This window comes from Microbispora bryophytorum, assembly GCF_006874465.1.
Lineage (GTDB): Bacteria > Actinomycetota > Actinomycetes > Streptosporangiales > Streptosporangiaceae > Microbispora > Microbispora bryophytorum.
Genome location: NZ_VIRL01000006.1, coordinates 133,727 through 150,396, shown reverse-complemented (window position 1 = coordinate 150,396; position 16,670 = coordinate 133,727). Strand labels below are relative to the sequence as shown.

General features: G+C 71.8%; 14 protein-coding genes. 8 read left to right on the top strand and 6 right to left on the bottom strand.

Annotation, left to right across the window (positions count from 1 at the left end; all coding sequences use genetic code 11):
- Positions 1-7: 7 nt before the first annotated feature.
- Positions 8-1,849: an asparagine synthase (glutamine-hydrolyzing) gene (asnB, locus tag FLX07_RS14405; RefSeq protein WP_142571278.1), complete on the bottom strand. Its 1,842-nt coding sequence runs from the start codon at positions 1,847-1,849 to the stop codon at positions 8-10.
- Between the two features lie 134 nt (positions 1,850-1,983).
- Between asnB and FLX07_RS14400 the strand changes: the two genes are divergently transcribed.
- Positions 1,984-2,277: an exodeoxyribonuclease VII small subunit gene (locus FLX07_RS14400; protein WP_268239489.1), complete on the top strand. Its 294-nt coding sequence runs from the start codon at positions 1,984-1,986 to the stop codon at positions 2,275-2,277.
- A gap of 100 nt (positions 2,278-2,377) precedes the next feature.
- Here FLX07_RS14400 and FLX07_RS14395 read toward each other — a convergent pair whose 3' ends face one another.
- The gene (locus FLX07_RS14395; protein ID WP_142571277.1) at positions 2,378-2,767 is read right to left on the bottom strand and encodes a RidA family protein; all 390 of its coding nucleotides are present in this window, start codon (positions 2,765-2,767) and stop codon (positions 2,378-2,380) included.
- 73 nt (positions 2,768-2,840) lie between these two features.
- Here FLX07_RS14395 and FLX07_RS14390 point away from each other — a divergent pair, with 73 nt between their 5' ends.
- Entirely contained in the window at positions 2,841-3,755 is a 915-nt protein-coding gene (locus FLX07_RS14390; protein ID WP_142571276.1) for a LysR family transcriptional regulator, read from the top strand.
- Here FLX07_RS14390 and FLX07_RS14385 read toward each other — a convergent pair.
- Positions 3,744-4,292 (bottom strand): DUF4245 domain-containing protein, encoded by a 549-nt coding sequence (locus tag FLX07_RS14385; RefSeq protein ID WP_142571275.1) that lies wholly within the window; start codon positions 4,290-4,292, stop codon positions 3,744-3,746. The genes FLX07_RS14390 and FLX07_RS14385 overlap by 12 nt on opposite strands.
- A 46-nt stretch (positions 4,293-4,338) precedes the next feature.
- A complete protein-coding gene (locus FLX07_RS14380; protein WP_142571274.1) occupies positions 4,339-4,932 on the bottom strand; it encodes a TetR/AcrR family transcriptional regulator in 594 nt (197 codons plus the stop codon).
- 146 nt (positions 4,933-5,078) lie between these two features.
- On the opposite strand from FLX07_RS14380, the gene glpX reads away from it, so the two are divergent.
- A complete protein-coding gene (glpX, locus tag FLX07_RS14375; RefSeq protein WP_142571273.1) occupies positions 5,079-6,107 on the top strand; it encodes a class II fructose-bisphosphatase in 1,029 nt (342 codons plus the stop codon).
- An 18-nt stretch (positions 6,108-6,125) separates the two neighbouring features.
- Here glpX and FLX07_RS14370 read toward each other — a convergent pair whose 3' ends face one another.
- Positions 6,126-6,773, bottom strand: coding sequence for a DUF1707 SHOCT-like domain-containing protein (locus FLX07_RS14370; RefSeq protein ID WP_229689753.1), 648 nt, complete (start codon positions 6,771-6,773; stop codon positions 6,126-6,128).
- Between the two features lie 153 nt (positions 6,774-6,926).
- On the opposite strand from FLX07_RS14370, the gene FLX07_RS14365 reads away from it, so the two are divergent.
- Together FLX07_RS14365 and FLX07_RS14360 are read left to right on the top strand one after the other, a co-directional pair.
- On the top strand, positions 6,927-9,266 hold the full coding sequence (locus tag FLX07_RS14365; RefSeq protein WP_142571271.1) for an ATP-binding protein: 2,340 nt from the start codon (positions 6,927-6,929) through the stop codon (positions 9,264-9,266).
- A gap of 83 nt (positions 9,267-9,349) precedes the next feature.
- A complete protein-coding gene (locus tag FLX07_RS14360) occupies positions 9,350-10,597 on the top strand; it encodes an MFS transporter (protein WP_142571270.1) in 1,248 nt (415 codons plus the stop codon).
- Here FLX07_RS14360 and pdxR read toward each other — a convergent pair.
- A complete protein-coding gene (gene pdxR, locus FLX07_RS14355; protein WP_142571269.1) occupies positions 10,587-11,972 on the bottom strand; it encodes a MocR-like pyridoxine biosynthesis transcription factor PdxR in 1,386 nt (461 codons plus the stop codon). The two genes, FLX07_RS14360 and pdxR, sit on opposite strands and share 11 nt — an antisense overlap.
- A gap of 67 nt (positions 11,973-12,039) precedes the next feature.
- On the opposite strand from pdxR, the gene FLX07_RS14350 reads away from it, so the two are divergent.
- The 3 genes from FLX07_RS14350 (at position 12,040) to FLX07_RS14340 (ending at position 16,641) form a co-directional block, all read left to right on the top strand.
- Complete coding sequence (locus FLX07_RS14350) at positions 12,040-13,014, top strand: DMT family transporter (protein ID WP_142571268.1); 975 nt, start codon at positions 12,040-12,042, stop codon at positions 13,012-13,014.
- Between the two features lie 298 nt (positions 13,015-13,312).
- Positions 13,313-14,986, top strand: a complete 1,674-nt coding sequence (locus FLX07_RS14345) for a fumarate hydratase (RefSeq protein WP_142571267.1) — start codon at positions 13,313-13,315, stop codon at positions 14,984-14,986.
- A 185-nt stretch (positions 14,987-15,171) separates the two neighbouring features.
- Positions 15,172-16,641 carry a serine/threonine-protein kinase gene (locus tag FLX07_RS14340; protein ID WP_142571266.1) on the top strand — a complete coding sequence of 490 codons (1,470 nt, stop codon included), beginning with the start codon at positions 15,172-15,174 and terminating at the stop codon, positions 16,639-16,641.
- Positions 16,642-16,670 lie beyond the last annotated feature (29 nt).

Genomic DNA, 16,670 nt, shown 5'->3' with positions numbered 1-16,670 from the left:
CGGCGGGTCAGATCGCGAGACGCACGTCGTAGTCGCCGAGCCAGGCGTTGATCTGCAGGATGCCCTCCAGCGACGTCCGGGCGCCCTGCAGGCTGACCGCGCCCATGGGCTGGTCGAGCATGGTGCGCACCTTGTCCGCGTCCACCAGGCAGCCGATGGCCGAGTCTCCGGCGAGCACGCGGGTCACCTCGGCACGCAGCGCGCGCTCGTACGCCGGGTCCTGCGTCGAGGGGTACGGCACCTTGCGGCGCTCGACCACCGACCGGGGCAGCACGTCGGCCGTCGCCGCGCGCAGCAGGCTCTTCTCGTGCCCGTCGAAGGTCTTCATGGCCCAGGGCGCGTTGAAGACGTACTCGACCAGGCGGTGGTCGCAGAACGGCACCCGGACCTCCAGGCCGACGGCCATGCTCATGCGGTCCTTGCGGTCGAGCAGGATCTGGACGAACCGGGTCAGGTGCAGGTAGCTGATCTCCCGCATCCGCTGCTGCAGCCCGGTCTCCCCCGGCACCCGGGGCACCTCGGCCAGCGCCCGCTGGTAGCTGTCCGCGCGGTAGGCGGGGATGTCGAGCTTGCGCAGCAGTTCCTCGTTCAGGAACTCGCCCCGGGTGGACAGGCCCGCCTGGCCCCGCATGGCGAGCCACGGGAAGGTGCCGGAGTTGACCGCCTCGGGATCGTGGAACCACCGGTAGCCGCCGAACACCTCGTCGGCGGACTCCCCCGACAGCGCCACCGTCGAGTGTCCCCTGATCGCCTTGAAGAGCAGGTAGAGCGAGGTGTCCATGTCGCCGATGCCGAGCGGGAGGTCCCTCGCCCGCAGGACGGCCGCACGCACTGCGGGGTCCATGAGGTCGGCCGAGTCCAGCACGATGTCCGTGTGGTCGGAGCCGACGTGCCGCACGACGTCGTGGACGTACGGCGTGTCCGGGGTGTCGCGCATGTCGTCGGCCTGGAAGTTCTCGCTGTAGCCGGCGAAGTCGACCGAGAACGAGCGCACCCCTCCCTCGTCGGCCAGCGCGCGGGCCGCGAGCGCGGTGACCGCGCTGGAGTCGAGCCCGCCGGACAGCAGCGTGCACAGCGGCACGTCGGAGATGAGCTGCCGTTCGATGATGTCGTCGAGCAGCTCCCGCACGGTCCTGATGGTGGTCTGCAGGTCGTCGGTGTGCTCGCGGGCCTCCAGCTGCCAGTAGCGGCGCTTGCTCAGACCCTCGCGCCGCACCTTCACCACCTGGCCGGGACGCACCTCGTGCATCCCCCGGAAGACGCCGTTCTCGGGCGTCTTGACGAAGGCCAGGATCTCGCGCAGGCCGTCGGCGTCGATCACCCGCTCGGCGAGCGGGTTGACCAGGATGGCCTTGGGCTCGGAGCCGAACAGCACCCCGCCCCGCGTCGGGTAGTAGTACAGGGGCTTGATTCCCATGCGGTCGCGTACGAGCAGCAGTTCCTCGCGGCGCGCGTCCCAGATGGCGAAGGCGTACATGCCGTTGAGGCGGGAGACGAAGTCCTCGCCCCATTCGAGGTAGGCCTCCAGGACGACCTCGGTGTCGCTCTGGGTCCGGAACCGGCGCCCGCGCCGGGTGAGCTCGGCGCGCAGTTCCCTGAAGTTGTAGACCTCGCCGCTGTAGGTGAGCGCGGCCACGTCGTCGCCACCGGCGTCGGCGACCATCGGCTGGCGCCCGCCCTCGATGTCGATGATGGCCAGCCGCCGGTGGCCGAACGCGGCGTGCGGAGCGAGCCACATCCCCTCGGCGTCAGGGCCGCGGCACACCATCGTGTCCGTCATGGCCTGCACGGTCTCCCGCTCGCCACGAAGATCGCGCCCGTAGTCCACCCAGCCGCTGATTCCACACATAAGGATGACCCCCCGATCATCGCCCCCGAATATGGTTAGTACCTCTAAGTAACGGACAAAGCCTCAGTTTTATGCCCAAACAGGACACGCCTAAGAGGCCGCAGAGTGTCGGTTCCGGCCTCTAAGGTGGGGACGTGGCTGAGGACAGGCAGACCCCGCGGGGCAAGAAGACCCCGCCGGACAGGCAGGCCCCGCCGGACGGGCAGACCCCGTCGTACGAGCAGGCCCGCGAGGAGCTGACCGACGTGGTGCGTCGTCTGGAGACAGGCGGGCTCACGCTGGAGCAGTCGATAGAGCTGTGGGAGCGGGGAGAGCGGCTGGCGGCGATCTGCGAGGAGTGGCTCCAGGGCGCCCGCGCGAAGCTGGCGGCCGCGATGGCCCAGCGCCAGGAGCCCCAGCCGAACGGCCCCGAGGAGGCGCCCTTCTGACACCCGGCAGGCGGCCAGGCGTGCCAGAGGGCGGCGAGCTGCCGGGTGGCCAGCGGGACCGCACGGACCGTCAACGCACGGGCCGTCAGCGCACGGGTCGTCAGACGCCGGGCCGCCGCGCGTCGACCTCGATCTCGATCTTCATGCGGGGGTCGGCCAGACCGCACTCCATCATCGTGGCCGCCGGCCGCACGTCGCCGAAGCGGCGGCGCAGGATCGGCCAGCACGGCTCGAAGTCGGCCCGGTCGGGCAGCAGGTAGCGCACCCGCACCACGTCGGCGAAGCCGCACCCCGCCTCGGCCAGCGCGGCCTCGATGGTGCGCAGACACTGCTCGGCCTGCTCCACCACGTTCTCCGAGATCGTCATGGTGGTGTAGTCGAAACCGGTCGTCCCGGAAACGTGCACCCGGTCACCGTCCACCACGGCCCGGGCATAGCCGATCTGCTCCTCGAACGTCGAACCGCCGAGGATCGCGCGTCGCTCCGTCATGCGCCGAACGCTAGGCCGACGCCCATCGATACGTCTAATACATCTTCCGGCATGGCCTGATATCTCTGTGCGTATGGACCGCCCCGAACTCCCCCTGGCGCAGTTGCACGCCTTCGTCGTGCTCGCCGAGGAGCTGCACTTCGGCCACGCCGCCGCGCGCCTGGGCATCGCCCAGCCGCCGCTCAGCCAGCAGATCCGCCGCCTGGAGGACAAGGTGGGTCACGCGCTGTTCACCCGCGAGCCGGGACGTGTCGCCCTGACCGGGGCGGGCCGCGAACTGCTGCCCGCCGCCCGGCGCGCCTTCACCGATCTCGCCGACGGGCTGGCCGCCGCGCGGGCCGTCGGCAGTGGCAGGACCGGGCGCCTGCGGATCGGCTTCGCCGCCTCCCTCGCCCTGACCGTCCTGCCCGGTCTGCTTCGCGGCTTCCGGGAGCGTTTCCCCGGTGTCCGCCTGGACATCCGCGAGATGACCACGGCGCCGCAGATCGCCGCCCTGCGCGACAAGGCCATCGACGTCGGCCTGCTGCGCGAGCCCCCTGCTGACGACGCCGACGGGGCGGGACTCGCCTTCAGGACGGTGCTCACCGAGCCCTTCGTGGCCGTGCTGCCGTCCGCCCATCCGCTGGCCGCCCTGCGGACCGTACGGCTCGTGCGGCTGGCGGACGAGCCGTTCGTGCTCCTGCCCCGTGACGCCGGCCCGCGACTCCACGACCAGATCATCGGCCTGTGTGAGGCCGCGGGTTTCACCCCCCGGGTCACGCAGCGCGCGGTGGAGTGGCAGACCGCGTGCGCACTCGTGGAGACCGGCCTGGGCGTCTGTCTGGCCCCGGCGAGCATCCGGCGCATCCGGCTCAAGGGCGTCGCCTTCCGCGCGATCGAGCCCAACGCACGCACCCGGGTCGCCGTCGGCTGGCGCGCGGACGACCCGAGCCCCCTGGTCGCGCACCTGCTGGAGACCGTCGGCCGCGATCCGGACTCAGCCCGATGACGGCATCGGCGAGGGCTTGGGCTGCGGCGCGAGAGTCCGGGCGAGGGCGGTCAGCTCGTCCCAGCCGGCCGTTCCGGTGACGACCACCGCGTGGTCGGGGAAGACCCGGACCAGAGTCCGCTGGTTCTTGTCCTGGCGGAACCGCTCCTCCCAGGTCACGCCGTCGATCTGGCGGCTCCCGCCGGGCTTGTCGGTGTTGGCCATGCGGTTGACGAAGTCCGCGGCCGGCCTCTCGTCGCTCTGGGCGAGCATGGCGTGCTGCCGCTTGGCGGTCGCGAACCCCAGCCGCCACGTCACGGCGTCGTTCTTCTGGGTCAGCGACGAGCTGTTGGGCACCCAATCGGGCAGCACCCGGCTCGGGGCGACGACATCGTACGGCGCCGCACGCGCCGTGTTGACCTTGTCGATCGAGAAGTCCACCCGCGGGATGTGCTCGGTGCGGCTCTGCGGCGTGATGAGCAGGAACACTCCGACGGCGGCGAGGCAGACGAAGAGCGCGAACGCGTAGCCGTAGAAGCCCTGGGTGAATCGTCCCACGTGATCCGAGATTAGTCGGTGGAGCGGGCGGTGGCCGTACCGGCCGTCACCGGTGCCGAATATCGCCGATGATGCGAAGAGCGTCCTCGGCCATCTTCCGGGCCTGCTCCGGGTCGTCGGACAGCGTGACCTCCTGCACGACGGCCGCCAGGGCGCCGGTGACGACGACGACCAGGGCGTCCTCGTGCTCGAACAGCGCGGCGGTGCGCCGGGCCCACTGGCGGAGGCGGTCGCGCATGATGACCTCGAACCCGGGCGGGGCGTCGCCGCGCAGGAAGAGCGCGGCGAGATCGCGCTCGGCGAGGCAGCCCTCCAGGTAGGCCCGCGCGGCGGCGAGGAACTGGGGCATCGGGTCGGTCTCGCCCTCCGCCCGGGCATCCTGCACGGCCTGCCGGGTGCGCTGGGTCTGCCGCTTCTGGAACTCCTCGAACAGCGTCAGGTAGAGATCGGCCTTGCCGGAGAAGTGGTGGTACAGGCTGCCGACGCTGGCGCCGGCCCTGGCCACGACGTCGGTGACGCCCGCCTCGGCGAAGCCGCTCGTGATGAACGTCTCCTTGGCGGCGTTCAGGAGAGCTCCCCGGGTCGCCGCGCCGCGCTCCGACGTACGCGTCGTCACTGGTCGTTCGGTGTCGCCGCTCATGCGGCGACGATATCTCCGACCCGTCCGTTCCGGGGGTCCACGCTCACAAATGGCCTCCCACCTGGTCCAACAGGTTCAGACCAATCGGACAAGAACGGCTTCTCGAACTACGATCCCTAAAAGGGCGCCTACCTAAAAGGGGACCAATGGCTGATCACGTACCGGCCGCTCTGGCGACGGGGGAACGCGCACCCGACCGCAACCTGGCCCTGGAACTGGTCAGGGTGACCGAGGCGGCGGCGATGGCGGCCGCGCGCTGGGTGGGACGCGGCGACAAGAACGGGGCGGACGGCGCCGCCGTGAACGCCATGCGCCAACTGATCAACACGGTCTCGATGAAGGGCGTCGTGGTGATCGGCGAGGGCGAGAAGGACAACGCCCCGATGCTCTACAACGGCGAGGAGGTCGGCGACGGGACCGGCCCCGGATGCGACGTGGCCGTGGACCCGATCGACGGCACCCGGCTGTGCGCTCTCGGCATGAACAACGCGATCTCCGTGATCGCGGTCGGCGAGCGGGGCTCGATGTACGACCCGTCCGCGGTCTTCTACATGGAGAAGCTCGTCACGGGCCCGCAGGCGGCCGACCATGTGGATATCAACGCCCCGGTGGCCGACAACGTCCGCGCCGTGGCGCGGGCCAAGGGCGCCAAGCCGTCCGACGTCACCGTGGTGATCCTCGACCGGCCCCGGCACGAGCGGATCGTCAAGGAGATCCGGGAGACGGGCGCCCGGATCCGTTTCATCACCGACGGCGACGTGGCCGGCGCGATCATGGCGGCGCGCAACGGCACCGGTGTCGATCTGATGCTCGGCATCGGCGGCACGCCCGAGGGCATCGTCGCCGCCTGCGCGCTCAAGTGCATGGGCGGCGTCATCCAGGGCAGGCTCTGGCCGCGAGACGAGGAGGAGCGCCTCAAGGCCCTCGACGCCGGGCTCGACCTCGGCCAGGTGCTCACCATCGACGACCTCGTACGCTCCGACGACGTGTTCTTCGCCGCGACCGGCATCACCGACGGCGAACTGATGCACGGCGTGCGGTTCCAGGGCGGGGCGGCGGTCACGCACTCCCTTGTCATGCGGGGACGGTCGGGCACGATCCGCAAGATCGAGAGCGAGCATCAGCTCTGGAAGCTCGGCGCCTACAGCGCCATCAACTTCGACACGGCGGTGTAGCGACGATCAGACCGCTGTCTAGCGCCCGAACAGGCGGCGGCGGGGTCGCTTCGGCGAGCGGGCGACGACCTTGCCGCCGAAGACGAACCCGGCGAGCTCGATGACGGGCGCGTCCGGCGCGAAGCCGGTCGCGCCCGGCGGGAGCCGCACCTCGTTCCTGAGCGACCGGACGCGGGCGTCGGGGGCGGTCACGATCCGCACGCCCTCGGGAACCGTGAGGTTGACCGTGCCGGCCATGACGGCGAGCTGCACCACCACGTGCCGCGACTGGAGCAGCGCCTCGCACAGGTCCATCGTGACCGTGCCGCCCAGGGACGTCACCGGCACCTCGGAGGGCACGACCCACCGGCCGCCGCGGGTCTCCGTACGGAAGAAGGCGGTGACGGGACGGCTGTCCACCCGGAAGGGCTGGCTCTCGGGCGGCAGCAGGTCCACGGTCAGCTCGGCCAGCTCGCCGAGGGTACGCGCGGCCCAGACGCGCTCCACGCGTTCCTCGTGCTCCAGCGGCGTGAGCCGCCCGTCGGTGACGGCGTCCACGAGCACCGTGACGATGCGCTCCCGATCGGCGTCCGAGGCCCGCAGTGAGGAGGGGTCGGGCGTGTCCGGGGTGCGCGGCGAGAGGAAGGCGGAGATCCACTTCACGGCTGAGGACTCGCTGCTGCTCACACCATCGAGAGTAGGCGCTCCACGCGCGTCGGTCACCATACGACGCGGCGCCCCGCGTCGAACGCGGAATTGACCGGGGACTTCGTGGCCGCTTAGCGTGAGGAGGTGGTCGCGGGGGCGGTGACACGACAGGTCGGCAATCTTCCTGCCGACTTGACGAGTTTCGTCGGCCGCAGGCGTGAGCTGGCCGAGATCAGGCGGCTGCTTTCGGCCTCGCGCCTGGTGACGCTCACGGGCGTGGGCGGTGTCGGCAAGACCCGGCTGGCCCTGCGGGCGGCCGCCGAGCAGCGCCGCGCGTTCGACAGCGTCTGGCTGGTGGACCTCAGCACCGTCACCGATCCCGCGCTCGTCGCGGAGACGGTGACGGCGACCATGGGCGTGCGGGACGAGTCGGCGCCCTGCCCGATGGACGCGCTGGAGCAGGTGCTGTCCTCACAGCGGACCCTGCTCGTGCTGGACAACTGCGAGCACCTGCGTGACGCCTGTGCCGTGCTCGCCGACCGGCTCCTGCGCGCGGCTCCCGAGCTGCGCATCCTCGCGACGAGCCGACAGTCTCTCGGCATCACGGGCGAGCACCAGATGAAGATCTGCCCGCTGCCCGTCCCGGAGCCCGACCGGCCGCTCAGCCGCAGGTCACTGGAGCTGTACGACGGCATCAGTCTGCTGACGGAGCGGGCGGCGGCGGTCCTGCCCGGCTTCACCGTCACGGAGGACAACCAGGAGGCCGTCGTCGAGCTGTGCCGCCAGCTCGACGGCATCCCCCTGGCCATCGAGCTCGCCGCGGTGCGGCTGCGGGTCCTGTCGGTGAACGCGCTTGTCGAGCGCCTGCGCGACCGCTACCGCATGCTCACCGGGGGCAGCAGTGCGGCGGTGCCGCGTCAGCAGACCCTGCACGCGCTGGTCGACTGGAGCTTCCAGTTGCTGCCCGGCGCCGAGCGGACGCTGTGGACCCGGATGTCGATCTTCCCCTCTCACTTCGACCTCGACGCCGTCGAGGCGGTGTGCACCGGCGGCGGCATCGAACGGGACGACGTGCTCGACCTGCTCGACGCGCTGCTGGACAAGTCGCTGCTGCTGCGCGAGGAGCTCTCCGGCACGGTCCGCTACCGCATGCTCGACACCCTGCGCGAGTTCGGCCGCAAGCGGCTCGGCGGGCCGGAGCGCCGGTCGCTCCAGCGCAGGCACCGGGATCACTATCTCCTGCTGGCGCGGCAGGCCGCCGCCGAGTGGTTCGGCCCCCACCAGTTCCTCTGGTCCAGGCGGCTCGATCTGGAGCAGGCGCACCTGCGCGCCGCGATGGACTTCTGCCTGCAGGAGCCCTGCGAGACGGAGGCCGGGCTGCTGATGGCCCTCTGCCTGACCGACCCCTGCTGGCTGGCCAACGCGTACTACAACGAGGGCCGCCACTGGCTGGACCGCATGCTGTGGGCGGCGCCCGAGCCCACCGTCCTGCGGGCGCTGGCGCTGTGCGCCGACGCGGAGCTGGTCTTCACACAGGGCGACACCGACAGGGGCCGGCACCTGCTGGCCGAGAGCCGGGCGCTCGCCGAGAGGCTGGGCGACCCGGGAGCCCTCGCCCAGACGTCCCTGATCGCCGGGATGGCGGAGCACTACTGCGGCGACTACGCCAAGGCGACCCCGCTGCTGGAACGGGCGGTCGTGGAGGAGGAGGCCGTCGGCAACCTGAGCGGCCTGCTGATCGCCCTCATCACGCTGGCGGCCAGCGTCGGCTACCTCGGCGACCGGCCCCGCGCCACGGAGTTGTTCGAGCGCGCTCTCGCGCTGACCGAGGCCCACGGCGAGTGCTCCGGCCGGGCCTGGGTGCACACGATCTTCGCCATCCATCTGTGGCAGGGCGGGGAGAACGCCCGCGCGCTGGAGATGGCACGCGGATCCCTCCTGCTCGCCCGGGACCTGGGCGACCGGATGAACATCGCGACGAATCTGGAGGTGATCGCCTGGGTGGAGACGTGCGAAGGCCGTCACCCCTGCGCCGCCCGGCTGCTCGCGGTATCGGAGGAGATCGGCCGTTCTGTGGGCATGGCGCCGTGCCGCGACAAGCGGTTCGCCGAGTTCCACGAGCGGTGCCTCGCCAGTCTCCGTGCGAGCCTGGGCGACCGGGCCCTGAGCCGCGAGCTCCGCAGGGGCAACCGGCTGACGACGGACGAGGCGATCGAGGAGGCACTCGGCGAGCGGGCCGAGGGCGGGCCCGCGCACGCGGACGAGGCGGTCGCGGAGGCCTGGCCCACGCCGCCCGGTGGCCCCGCGACGGCGGTCTCGGCGGTCGAGCCGTCCCCTCTCACCCGGCGTGAGCAGGAGATCGCCGAGCTGATCGCCCAGGGACGGAGCAACAAGGAGATCGCCTCCGCCCTCGTCATCTCGCAGCGCACCGTGGAGGGCCACGTCGAGCACACCCTGGACAAACTCGGTTTCGCCTCCCGGGCCCAGATCGCCGCCTGGATGGCCGCACGCCAGGCGGGTGGCCGGTCCTGACCGGCTCACCCCATTGACCGGGCGGGTGGCGGCTCCTACGCTGGCGAAAACTTGAACCCCCCTCATGTTCGTGGAGGCCCACGATGCCCCTGGAGGACGCGGCGCCAGTAGAGAACGCGGCGCCCACTTCTCGTGACCGGCAGGCGCGGCTCGCCACGTTCGCGGTGTTCTTCGTCCAGGGCCTCACCTTCGCCACGCTGCTCACCCAGGTGGCGGCGCTGCAGAAGAAGCACGGCCTGTCGGACGGCGAGCTGACCATCCTGCTCCTCGTCGTCCCGCTCATCGCGGGGGCCGGAAGCGCGCTCGCCGGCGCCGCCGCGTCCCGGTGGGGCAGCCGCCTGATCCTGCGCCTGGTGCAGCCGCTCGCCTGCGCCGCCGTCGTGCTCGCGGGCCTCGCCCCCAACGTCCCCATGCTGGTGGCGGCCAACGTCCTGTTCGGCCTCGGCCTGGGCGGGGTGGACGCGGGCATGAACATGCAGGGCGTCGCGGTCGAGCGCGAGTACGGCCGGGCGGTGCTCACCGGGTTCCACGCGCTGTGGAGCGTGGCGGCGGTCGTCGGGTCGCTGTGGGCCTCCGCGGCGGCCACGCTCGGGCTCGGCCTTCCCGTCACGTTCGCGGTCGCCCTCGTCCCGGCCGCCGCCGTCGCCGTTTTCTCCTCGCTCTGGCTCTACCGGCCGGAGGAGGAGCACCGCGCAGCCGCGGTCCGGGCCGAGGGCGCGGGTGCGGGCGCGGGCAGGCCGGCCGGGGTCGCGTGGCGCCCGATCATCCCTCTCTGCCTCGCGATGGCGTTCCTCTACGTGGGCGACTCGTCGGTCTCCAACTTCGGGACCGTCTTCATGGACAAGGTCCTGCACGCTTCGGCGACCGTGATCCCACTGGCCCTCGGGGCCTACCAGCTCACGACGTTCCTGGTGCGCGTCGGCGGCGACCTGGCGGTGCGCAGGTGGGGCCCGGCGGCCATCGTGCGCGCGGGGGGCGCCGTCGCGACGCTGGGCTTCGTCGCGGTCGTGGCCGCCCCGACCGTGCCGCTGGCGATCGCGGGCTTCGCCCTCACCGGGATCGGCCTGTCCGTCGTCGCCCCTCAGTCGTTCTCGGCGGCCGGCCGCCTCGACCCCGCGGGCACGGGCGTGGCGATCGCCCGGGTCAACATGTTCAACTACGTGGGGTTCATCGTCGGAGCCGCGCTCGTCGGCGGCCTCGCGGACGCCTCCGGCTTCCGCGTCGCGTTCGCCGCGCCGCTCGTCCTCGCCGCCGCGATCATCCTGCTCGCGCGCGGCTTCCAGCCGCGTACGGCCGATCCGGCCACCGCGACCACCGTCGTCACCCCCTGACGTCCCTGCCGGCCTTCCCCGCCAGAACGCGTACGGCCTCGGCGACGCGGTGAGCGGGCAGGCGGGCGAAGCCGAGCACCAGCCCCGGCGATCCGTGGGCCGACGTCACGGTCTCCGCGGACAGGCCCGCGGCGCGGGCGGCCTCGACCAGGCCGGACAGGTCACCCGTCCCCTCGGCGTACAGGTGCAGGCCGGCCGAGATGCCGCGGACGGTCATCCAGGGCAGATCCTCGGCCAGTGCGTCAACGAGGGCGTCCCTGCGCCGCCGATACTCCCGGCGCATTCTGCGCAGATGCCGGTCGTAGCCCCCGCCGTCGATGAGGTGGGCGAGCACGTACTGGTCGACGACCGGCGAGCCGAGGTCGAGCTCCCCGCGCGCGAGCCGTACGGCACGGGCGACGCGCGGGGGCGCCGCGATCCAGCCGAGCCGCAGCCCCGGGGCGAGGGCCTTGCTCACGCTGCCGGCGAGCACGACCCGGTCGGGCGCGAGGCCCTGCAGGCACCCGACGGGGTCGCGGTCGAAGCGCAACTCCGCGTCGTAGTCGTCCTCAAGCACGAGGGCGCCCGTGCGGGCCGCCCAGTCGACCAGCGCGGCGCGGCGGGCCGGGGACAGGACGACGCCGGTCGGGTACTGGTGCGCGGGAGTGACCACCACGGCGTCGGCGTCGCCCGGCAGGCCCTCGACGACGATCCCCTCGCCGTCGACGGGCACGGGGACGACGTCCGCCCCGGCCCGGCGGAACAGCGGAAGCTGACGCGCGCTCGTCGGGTCCTCGGCGGCCAGGACGATGCGGCGGCCCCGGTCCCGCACCAGGGCCTGGACGACGAGGCTGAGCCCCTGAGCCACCCCGGTCACGACCACGACGTCGTCCGGTGACACGTCGGCCGCGCGCACCCTGCCGAGGTACGCGGCGAGTTCGCGGCGCAGGGCCGGCACACCGCCGGGGTCGCCGTAGTCGAGCGCGTCGTTGGGCAGCGTGGCCAGGACGTGACGGACGGCGGCGAGCCATGCCTGCCGGGGGAACAGGCCGAGGTCCGGCGACGTGGGCCGATGGCCGTAGTGGGGCCAGGAGCCCTCCCGCTCGTCCCCGGGGCGCCCGGGGGCGGGCTGCCGCCCGGCCCCCGCCGCGACCCTTGCGGCGACCCTCGTGCCCGCGCCCGTCCTGGATTCGAGCAGCCCCTCGGCCACAAGCTGCTCGTACGCCTCGACCACCACGCCGCGCGACAGGCCGAGATCGCGGGCGAGGTCGCGGGTCGCGGGCAGGCGGGCCCCGGGAACGAGCCGCCCGGACCGGACGGCCTCGCGCACCTCGCGGGCGATCTGCCCGGCGAGCCCGCCCGCGGCCCTGTCGACCACGAGATGAAGATCGGCCATTGGCCCACTCTAACGGCGGGTGATTGGACCATGTGCCAGGACCAAACCCTTCCTAGCATCACCTGGCATGAACAGTCATGCGGCCGGAGCGGCGGGTGCGATGTTCCTCGTGGGGACGCTGGCGGCGGTCTCCGGCGTCATCGCGGACTATCCGGTCTACGGGGGTCAGGCGCTCCGCTACGCGCTCGCCGCCGTGATCCTGCTCGCCGTCGCCCGAGGGCGCGGCCTCGGCCTCGTACGGCTCCGGCCACGGCAATGGGCACTGCTCGCCGCGCTGTCGGTGACGGGGCTCGTGCTGTTCAACGTCTGCGTGATCGAGGCGGCCCGTGCGGCCGGGCCCGCGCTGCCCGGCATCGTCCTCGGCACCGTGCCGCTGGCGCTCGCCCTGGTCGGCCCGATCCTCACGGGTGCCCGGCCGTCCCCGCGCGTCGTGGCCGCGGGCCTGGTGGTGGCCGCCGGAGCCACGCTGGCGACCGGCGCCGGCAGCGGCAACCCGGCCGGGCTGCTGTGGTCCCTGGGCGCCCTGGTCTGCGAGCTCTGCTTCTCGCTACTGGCGCTGCCGCTGCTGCCGCTGATCGGTCCCGTCAGGCTGTCGGCCTGGACGTCCGCGCTGGCGGTGCCGTTCCTGCTGGTCGCCGGAGTCGCCCTGGACGGTCGTCACGTGCTGCGCGCGCCGACCGCCGCGGAGGCGGGCGGCCTCGCCTACCTCGCCCTGGTGGTGACGACCGTGGCGTTCTTCCTGTGGTACCGCTCGCTGCCCCACCTGGGCGCCGACCGTGCCGGGCTGTTCGCCGGGATGATCCCCGTCGGCGCGCTCGCCACGGCCGCCCTTGTGGGGGTTGCCACCCCCTCCGCCGCCGACCTGGCGGGAGCGGCCCTCGTGATCAGCGGGATCGCCCTCGGGCTCCGCTCGCCCTCACCCCGCCTGCCCGCTCGGCAGGGCGCTCGCCTGGCCGCTCGCCTGGCCGCTCGTCAGGGTGCTCGGCCGGCCGGGGCTCCTCGCGGGGCCTCGCTCGCATCCCGGAAGGGGACCACCAGGTGATGTCGCCTTCCTTGACCTGCCGCAGCACGACCGTGAGCAGCGACACCGCCAGGCCCACGAGAATGCCGAGCGCGAAAATGACCATTACCCATACTTCGCCGTCCATGTCCCCTCCCCTCTCTGCCTTCTGTCCTAATTATCCCTCTTTGCGGTCGAATATTCAGTTTTAAGTTATCCAAAAGCTACGCACGGCCCGGGCATGATGACCACCCCCCGCGCGCCGTACGCTGTGCAAAGACCATGGGCGGTCCGCGCGGCGGGCGCGCCCGACCGGGCAGACCACGAGGAACCGAGGACGATGCCGGAGTTCGACTACACCGACCTGCTCCCGCTTGGACCGGACGAGACGGAGTACCGCCTGATCACCAGCGAGGGGGTGCGGGTCACCGAGGCCGCCGGGCGCAGGTTCCTGGAGGTCGAGCCGGAGGCCCTGCGGCTGCTCACCGAGACCGCGATCCACGACATCTCGCACTACCTGCGGGCATCCCACCTGGCCCAGCTTCGCAAGATCGTCGATGATCCTGAGTCGAGTGGCAACGACCGCTTCGTCGCCCTCGACCTGCTCAAGAACGCGAGCATCTCGGCCGGCGGCGTGCTGCCGATGTGTCAGGACACCGGCACCGCGATCGTCATGGGCAAGCGCGGCCGGCACGTGCTGACCGACGGGCACGACGCCGAGCATCTCAGCCGGGGCGTCTACGACGCCTACACCAGGCTCAACCTGCGCTACTCGCAGATGGCGCCGCTGACGATGTGGGACGAGAAGAACACCGGCTCCAACCTGCCGGCCCAGATCGAGCTGTACGCCGAGGACCCGAACGGCCACCCGGACGAGTACAAGTTCCTGTTCATGGCCAAGGGCGGCGGCTCGGCCAACAAGTCGTTCCTCTACCAGGAGACCAAGGCGGTGCTCAACGAGAAGCGGATGCTCGCCTTCCTGGAGGAGAAGATCCGCTCGCTCGGCACCGCCGCATGCCCGCCGTACCACCTGGCGATCGTCGTGGGCGGCACCAGCGCGGAGTACGCCCTGAAGACGGCGAAGTACGCCTCGGCCCGCTACCTCGACTCCATTCCCACCGAGGGCTCGCCGAGCGGGCACGGCTTCCGCGACCTGGAGATGGAGAAGAAGGTCTTCGAGCTGACCCAGAAGCTGGGCATCGGCGCGCAGTTCGGCGGCAAGTACTTCTGCCACGACGTGCGCGTCATCCGGCTGCCCAGGCACGGCGCGTCCTGCCCGGTCGCCATCGCGGTGAGCTGCAGCGCGGACCGGCAGGCGCTGGCCAAGATCACGCCGGAGGGCGTCTTCCTCGAACAGCTGGAGACCGACCCCGCCCGCTTCCTGCCCGACACCACCGACGAGCACCTCGGCGGCGACGTGGTCAGCGTCGACCTCAACCGCCCGATGCCGGAGATCCTCGCCGAGCTGGGCAGGTATCCGGTGAAGACCCGGCTGTCGCTCACCGGTCCCCTCGTCGTGGCCCGCGACATCGCCCACGCGAAGATCGCCGAGCGGCTCGACGCCGGCGAGGACATGCCGCAGTACATGAAGGACCACGCCGTCTACTACGCCGGCCCGGCCAAGACCCCCGAGGGCTACGCGTCCGGATCCTTCGGCCCCACCACCGCCGGGCGGATGGACTCCTACGTCGAGCGCTTCCAGGCGGCGGGCGGCTCGATGGTGATGCTGGCCAAGGGCAACCGGTCGAAGCAGGTCACCGAGGCGTGCCAGAAGCACGGCGGTTTCTACCTCGGCTCGATCGGCGGCCCCGCCGCCCGGCTGGCCCAGGACTGCATCAAGAAGGTGGAGGTCCTGGAATATCCGGAGCTGGGCATGGAGGCCGTCTGGAAGATCGAGGTGGTGGACTTCCCGGCCTTCATCGTGGTCGACGACAAGGGCGACGACTTCTTCGACTCGCGGCAACAGGACGGCGGGGCCACCTTCGTGGGCATCCCCGCACGAAAGTCCGTGTAGATCAAAACCGTCAAGGCGAAACCGGCGCATGGCCGGGATTCAGGCGTTTACACGGCCGGTCCCGTCCTTACCACCGGGCGCCGCTGATCTGCAGAGAGGTTGTCAGGAACTTTGACAGAAGATCTCAACAATTTCCCGGCATGGTCTCTACAGGTCGCACTACACAAATCGGTAAGCTGCCACCCATGCGTGCCCCGTCCGGATACCTGCTAGCCGCGCGCTATCGGCTCATCGAGCCGGTCGGGCGCGGCGGGATGGGCACTGTGTGGCGCGCGCATGACGAGCTGCTCGACCGCGAAGTGGCTGTCAAGGAGGTGCGGCTCCCCCTGGTCCTCGACGAGGACCTGCGGGCGGAGTTGTGCGCGCGCACCGAACGCGAGGGCCGGGCGACCGCCATGGTCGCCCACCCCGCGGTCATCACGGTCTTCGACGTCATCACCGAGGACGACCGGCCCTGGATCGTGATGGAGCTGCTCAGGGCGCGCTCGCTGGAGGAGGTCATCCGCCAGGAGGGCCCGCTGCCACCGCGCCGGGTGGCCGACATCGGCCGGCAGGTGCTCGGCGCGCTGCGCGCCGTCCACGCCAAGGGCATCCTGCACCGGGACGTGAAGCCCAGCAACGTGCTGGTGACCGACGACGACCGGACGGTGCTGACCGACTTCGGGCTGGCCGCCCTGGAGGGCGACGCCTCCATCACACAGGCCGGGATCGTCCTCGGCTCCGCCGGCTACATCGCTCCGGAACGCGTCCTCGGCGACAAGGCGAGCCCGGCGGCCGACCTGTGGTCGCTGGGCGCCACCCTCTACACCGCCGTCGAGGGCCGCGGCCTGCACGGCCGCCGCACGGCGGCGGCCGCGCTCGCGGCGCTGACCAGCGGCGCTCCGATCCCCATGGACAAGGCGGGTCCGCTCGCCCCGGTCCTTCGCGGCCTGCTCAAGATCGACCCCGCGGTCAGGCTCGACGGCGTGCGCGCGGCGCACGCGCTGTCCAGGATCGCCGCCGGAGGCATGGCCGAGGACCCGTTCACGTCCCCGTCCCGGGGCGGCCGGCCCACGCCGCCGCCCACGGCCTCGCAGCCCACCGCGCCCGAACCCCGCAAGCCGCCGCAGCGCGGCCAGCGGGGACAGCACCGGGCCGACTCGCGGCCCACACCCAAGGTGACCCCGCGCGACCGCGACTCCGGGCCCCACCGCCAGCAGGGGCCGTACGGACATGGCCAGCCCCAGGCGTACGACCCGTACGTCCCGGCGCGGTACGACCTGTACGGCTCGCACGGGCAGTCCGGACAGTATGGACAGTTCGGCCAGAGCGGTCAGCTGCGGCACAGCCCACACAGCGGGCCATACAGTGGGCCGTACAGCGGATCCCACAGCGGGCCGCACAGCAGCTTCTTCAGCGGCCCGCACCAGCAGCCGGGGCAGTCCGGGCAGCCGGGGCAGTCCGGCCACCACCACGGCTATCCGCGCGACTTCGACTACGCGCGGGAGACGCCGGCCGTGCCGTCCCAGCGGCGGCGGCCGAGCGAGGGCCTGCACCGCAAGCCGCCGGAGCCCGCTCTTCACCAGGTCGCGCGCATCCCCGTGATGCGGCACGTGGCAAAGATGATCAAGATGCTGCTCCCGCGCCGGTATTGGCCGAGAATCTTCATCAAGTGACCAGAAAGCGATTTCCAAGCTGGAATCGC

Excerpts from the sequence above, each read along its gene's own strand:
- asnB (WP_142571278.1), bottom strand. The coding sequence starts at position 1,849 with ATGTGTGGAATCAGCGGCTGGGTGGACTACGGGCGCGATCTTCGTGGC.
- FLX07_RS14395 (WP_142571277.1), bottom strand. The coding sequence starts at position 2,767 with ATGACGGAGCGACGCGCGATCCTCGGCGGTTCGACGTTCGAGGAGCAG.
- FLX07_RS14390 (WP_142571276.1), top strand. The coding sequence starts at position 2,841 with ATGGACCGCCCCGAACTCCCCCTGGCGCAGTTGCACGCCTTCGTCGTG.
- FLX07_RS14380 (WP_142571274.1), bottom strand. The coding sequence starts at position 4,932 with ATGAGCGGCGACACCGAACGACCAGTGACGACGCGTACGTCGGAGCGC.
- glpX (WP_142571273.1), top strand. The coding sequence starts at position 5,079 with ATGGCTGATCACGTACCGGCCGCTCTGGCGACGGGGGAACGCGCACCC.
- FLX07_RS14360 (WP_142571270.1), top strand. The coding sequence starts at position 9,350 with ATGCCCCTGGAGGACGCGGCGCCAGTAGAGAACGCGGCGCCCACTTCT.
- pdxR (WP_142571269.1), bottom strand. The coding sequence starts at position 11,972 with ATGGCCGATCTTCATCTCGTGGTCGACAGGGCCGCGGGCGGGCTCGCC.
- FLX07_RS14350 (WP_142571268.1), top strand. The coding sequence starts at position 12,040 with ATGAACAGTCATGCGGCCGGAGCGGCGGGTGCGATGTTCCTCGTGGGG.
- FLX07_RS14345 (WP_142571267.1), top strand. The coding sequence starts at position 13,313 with ATGCCGGAGTTCGACTACACCGACCTGCTCCCGCTTGGACCGGACGAG.
- FLX07_RS14340 (WP_142571266.1), top strand. The coding sequence starts at position 15,172 with ATGCGTGCCCCGTCCGGATACCTGCTAGCCGCGCGCTATCGGCTCATC.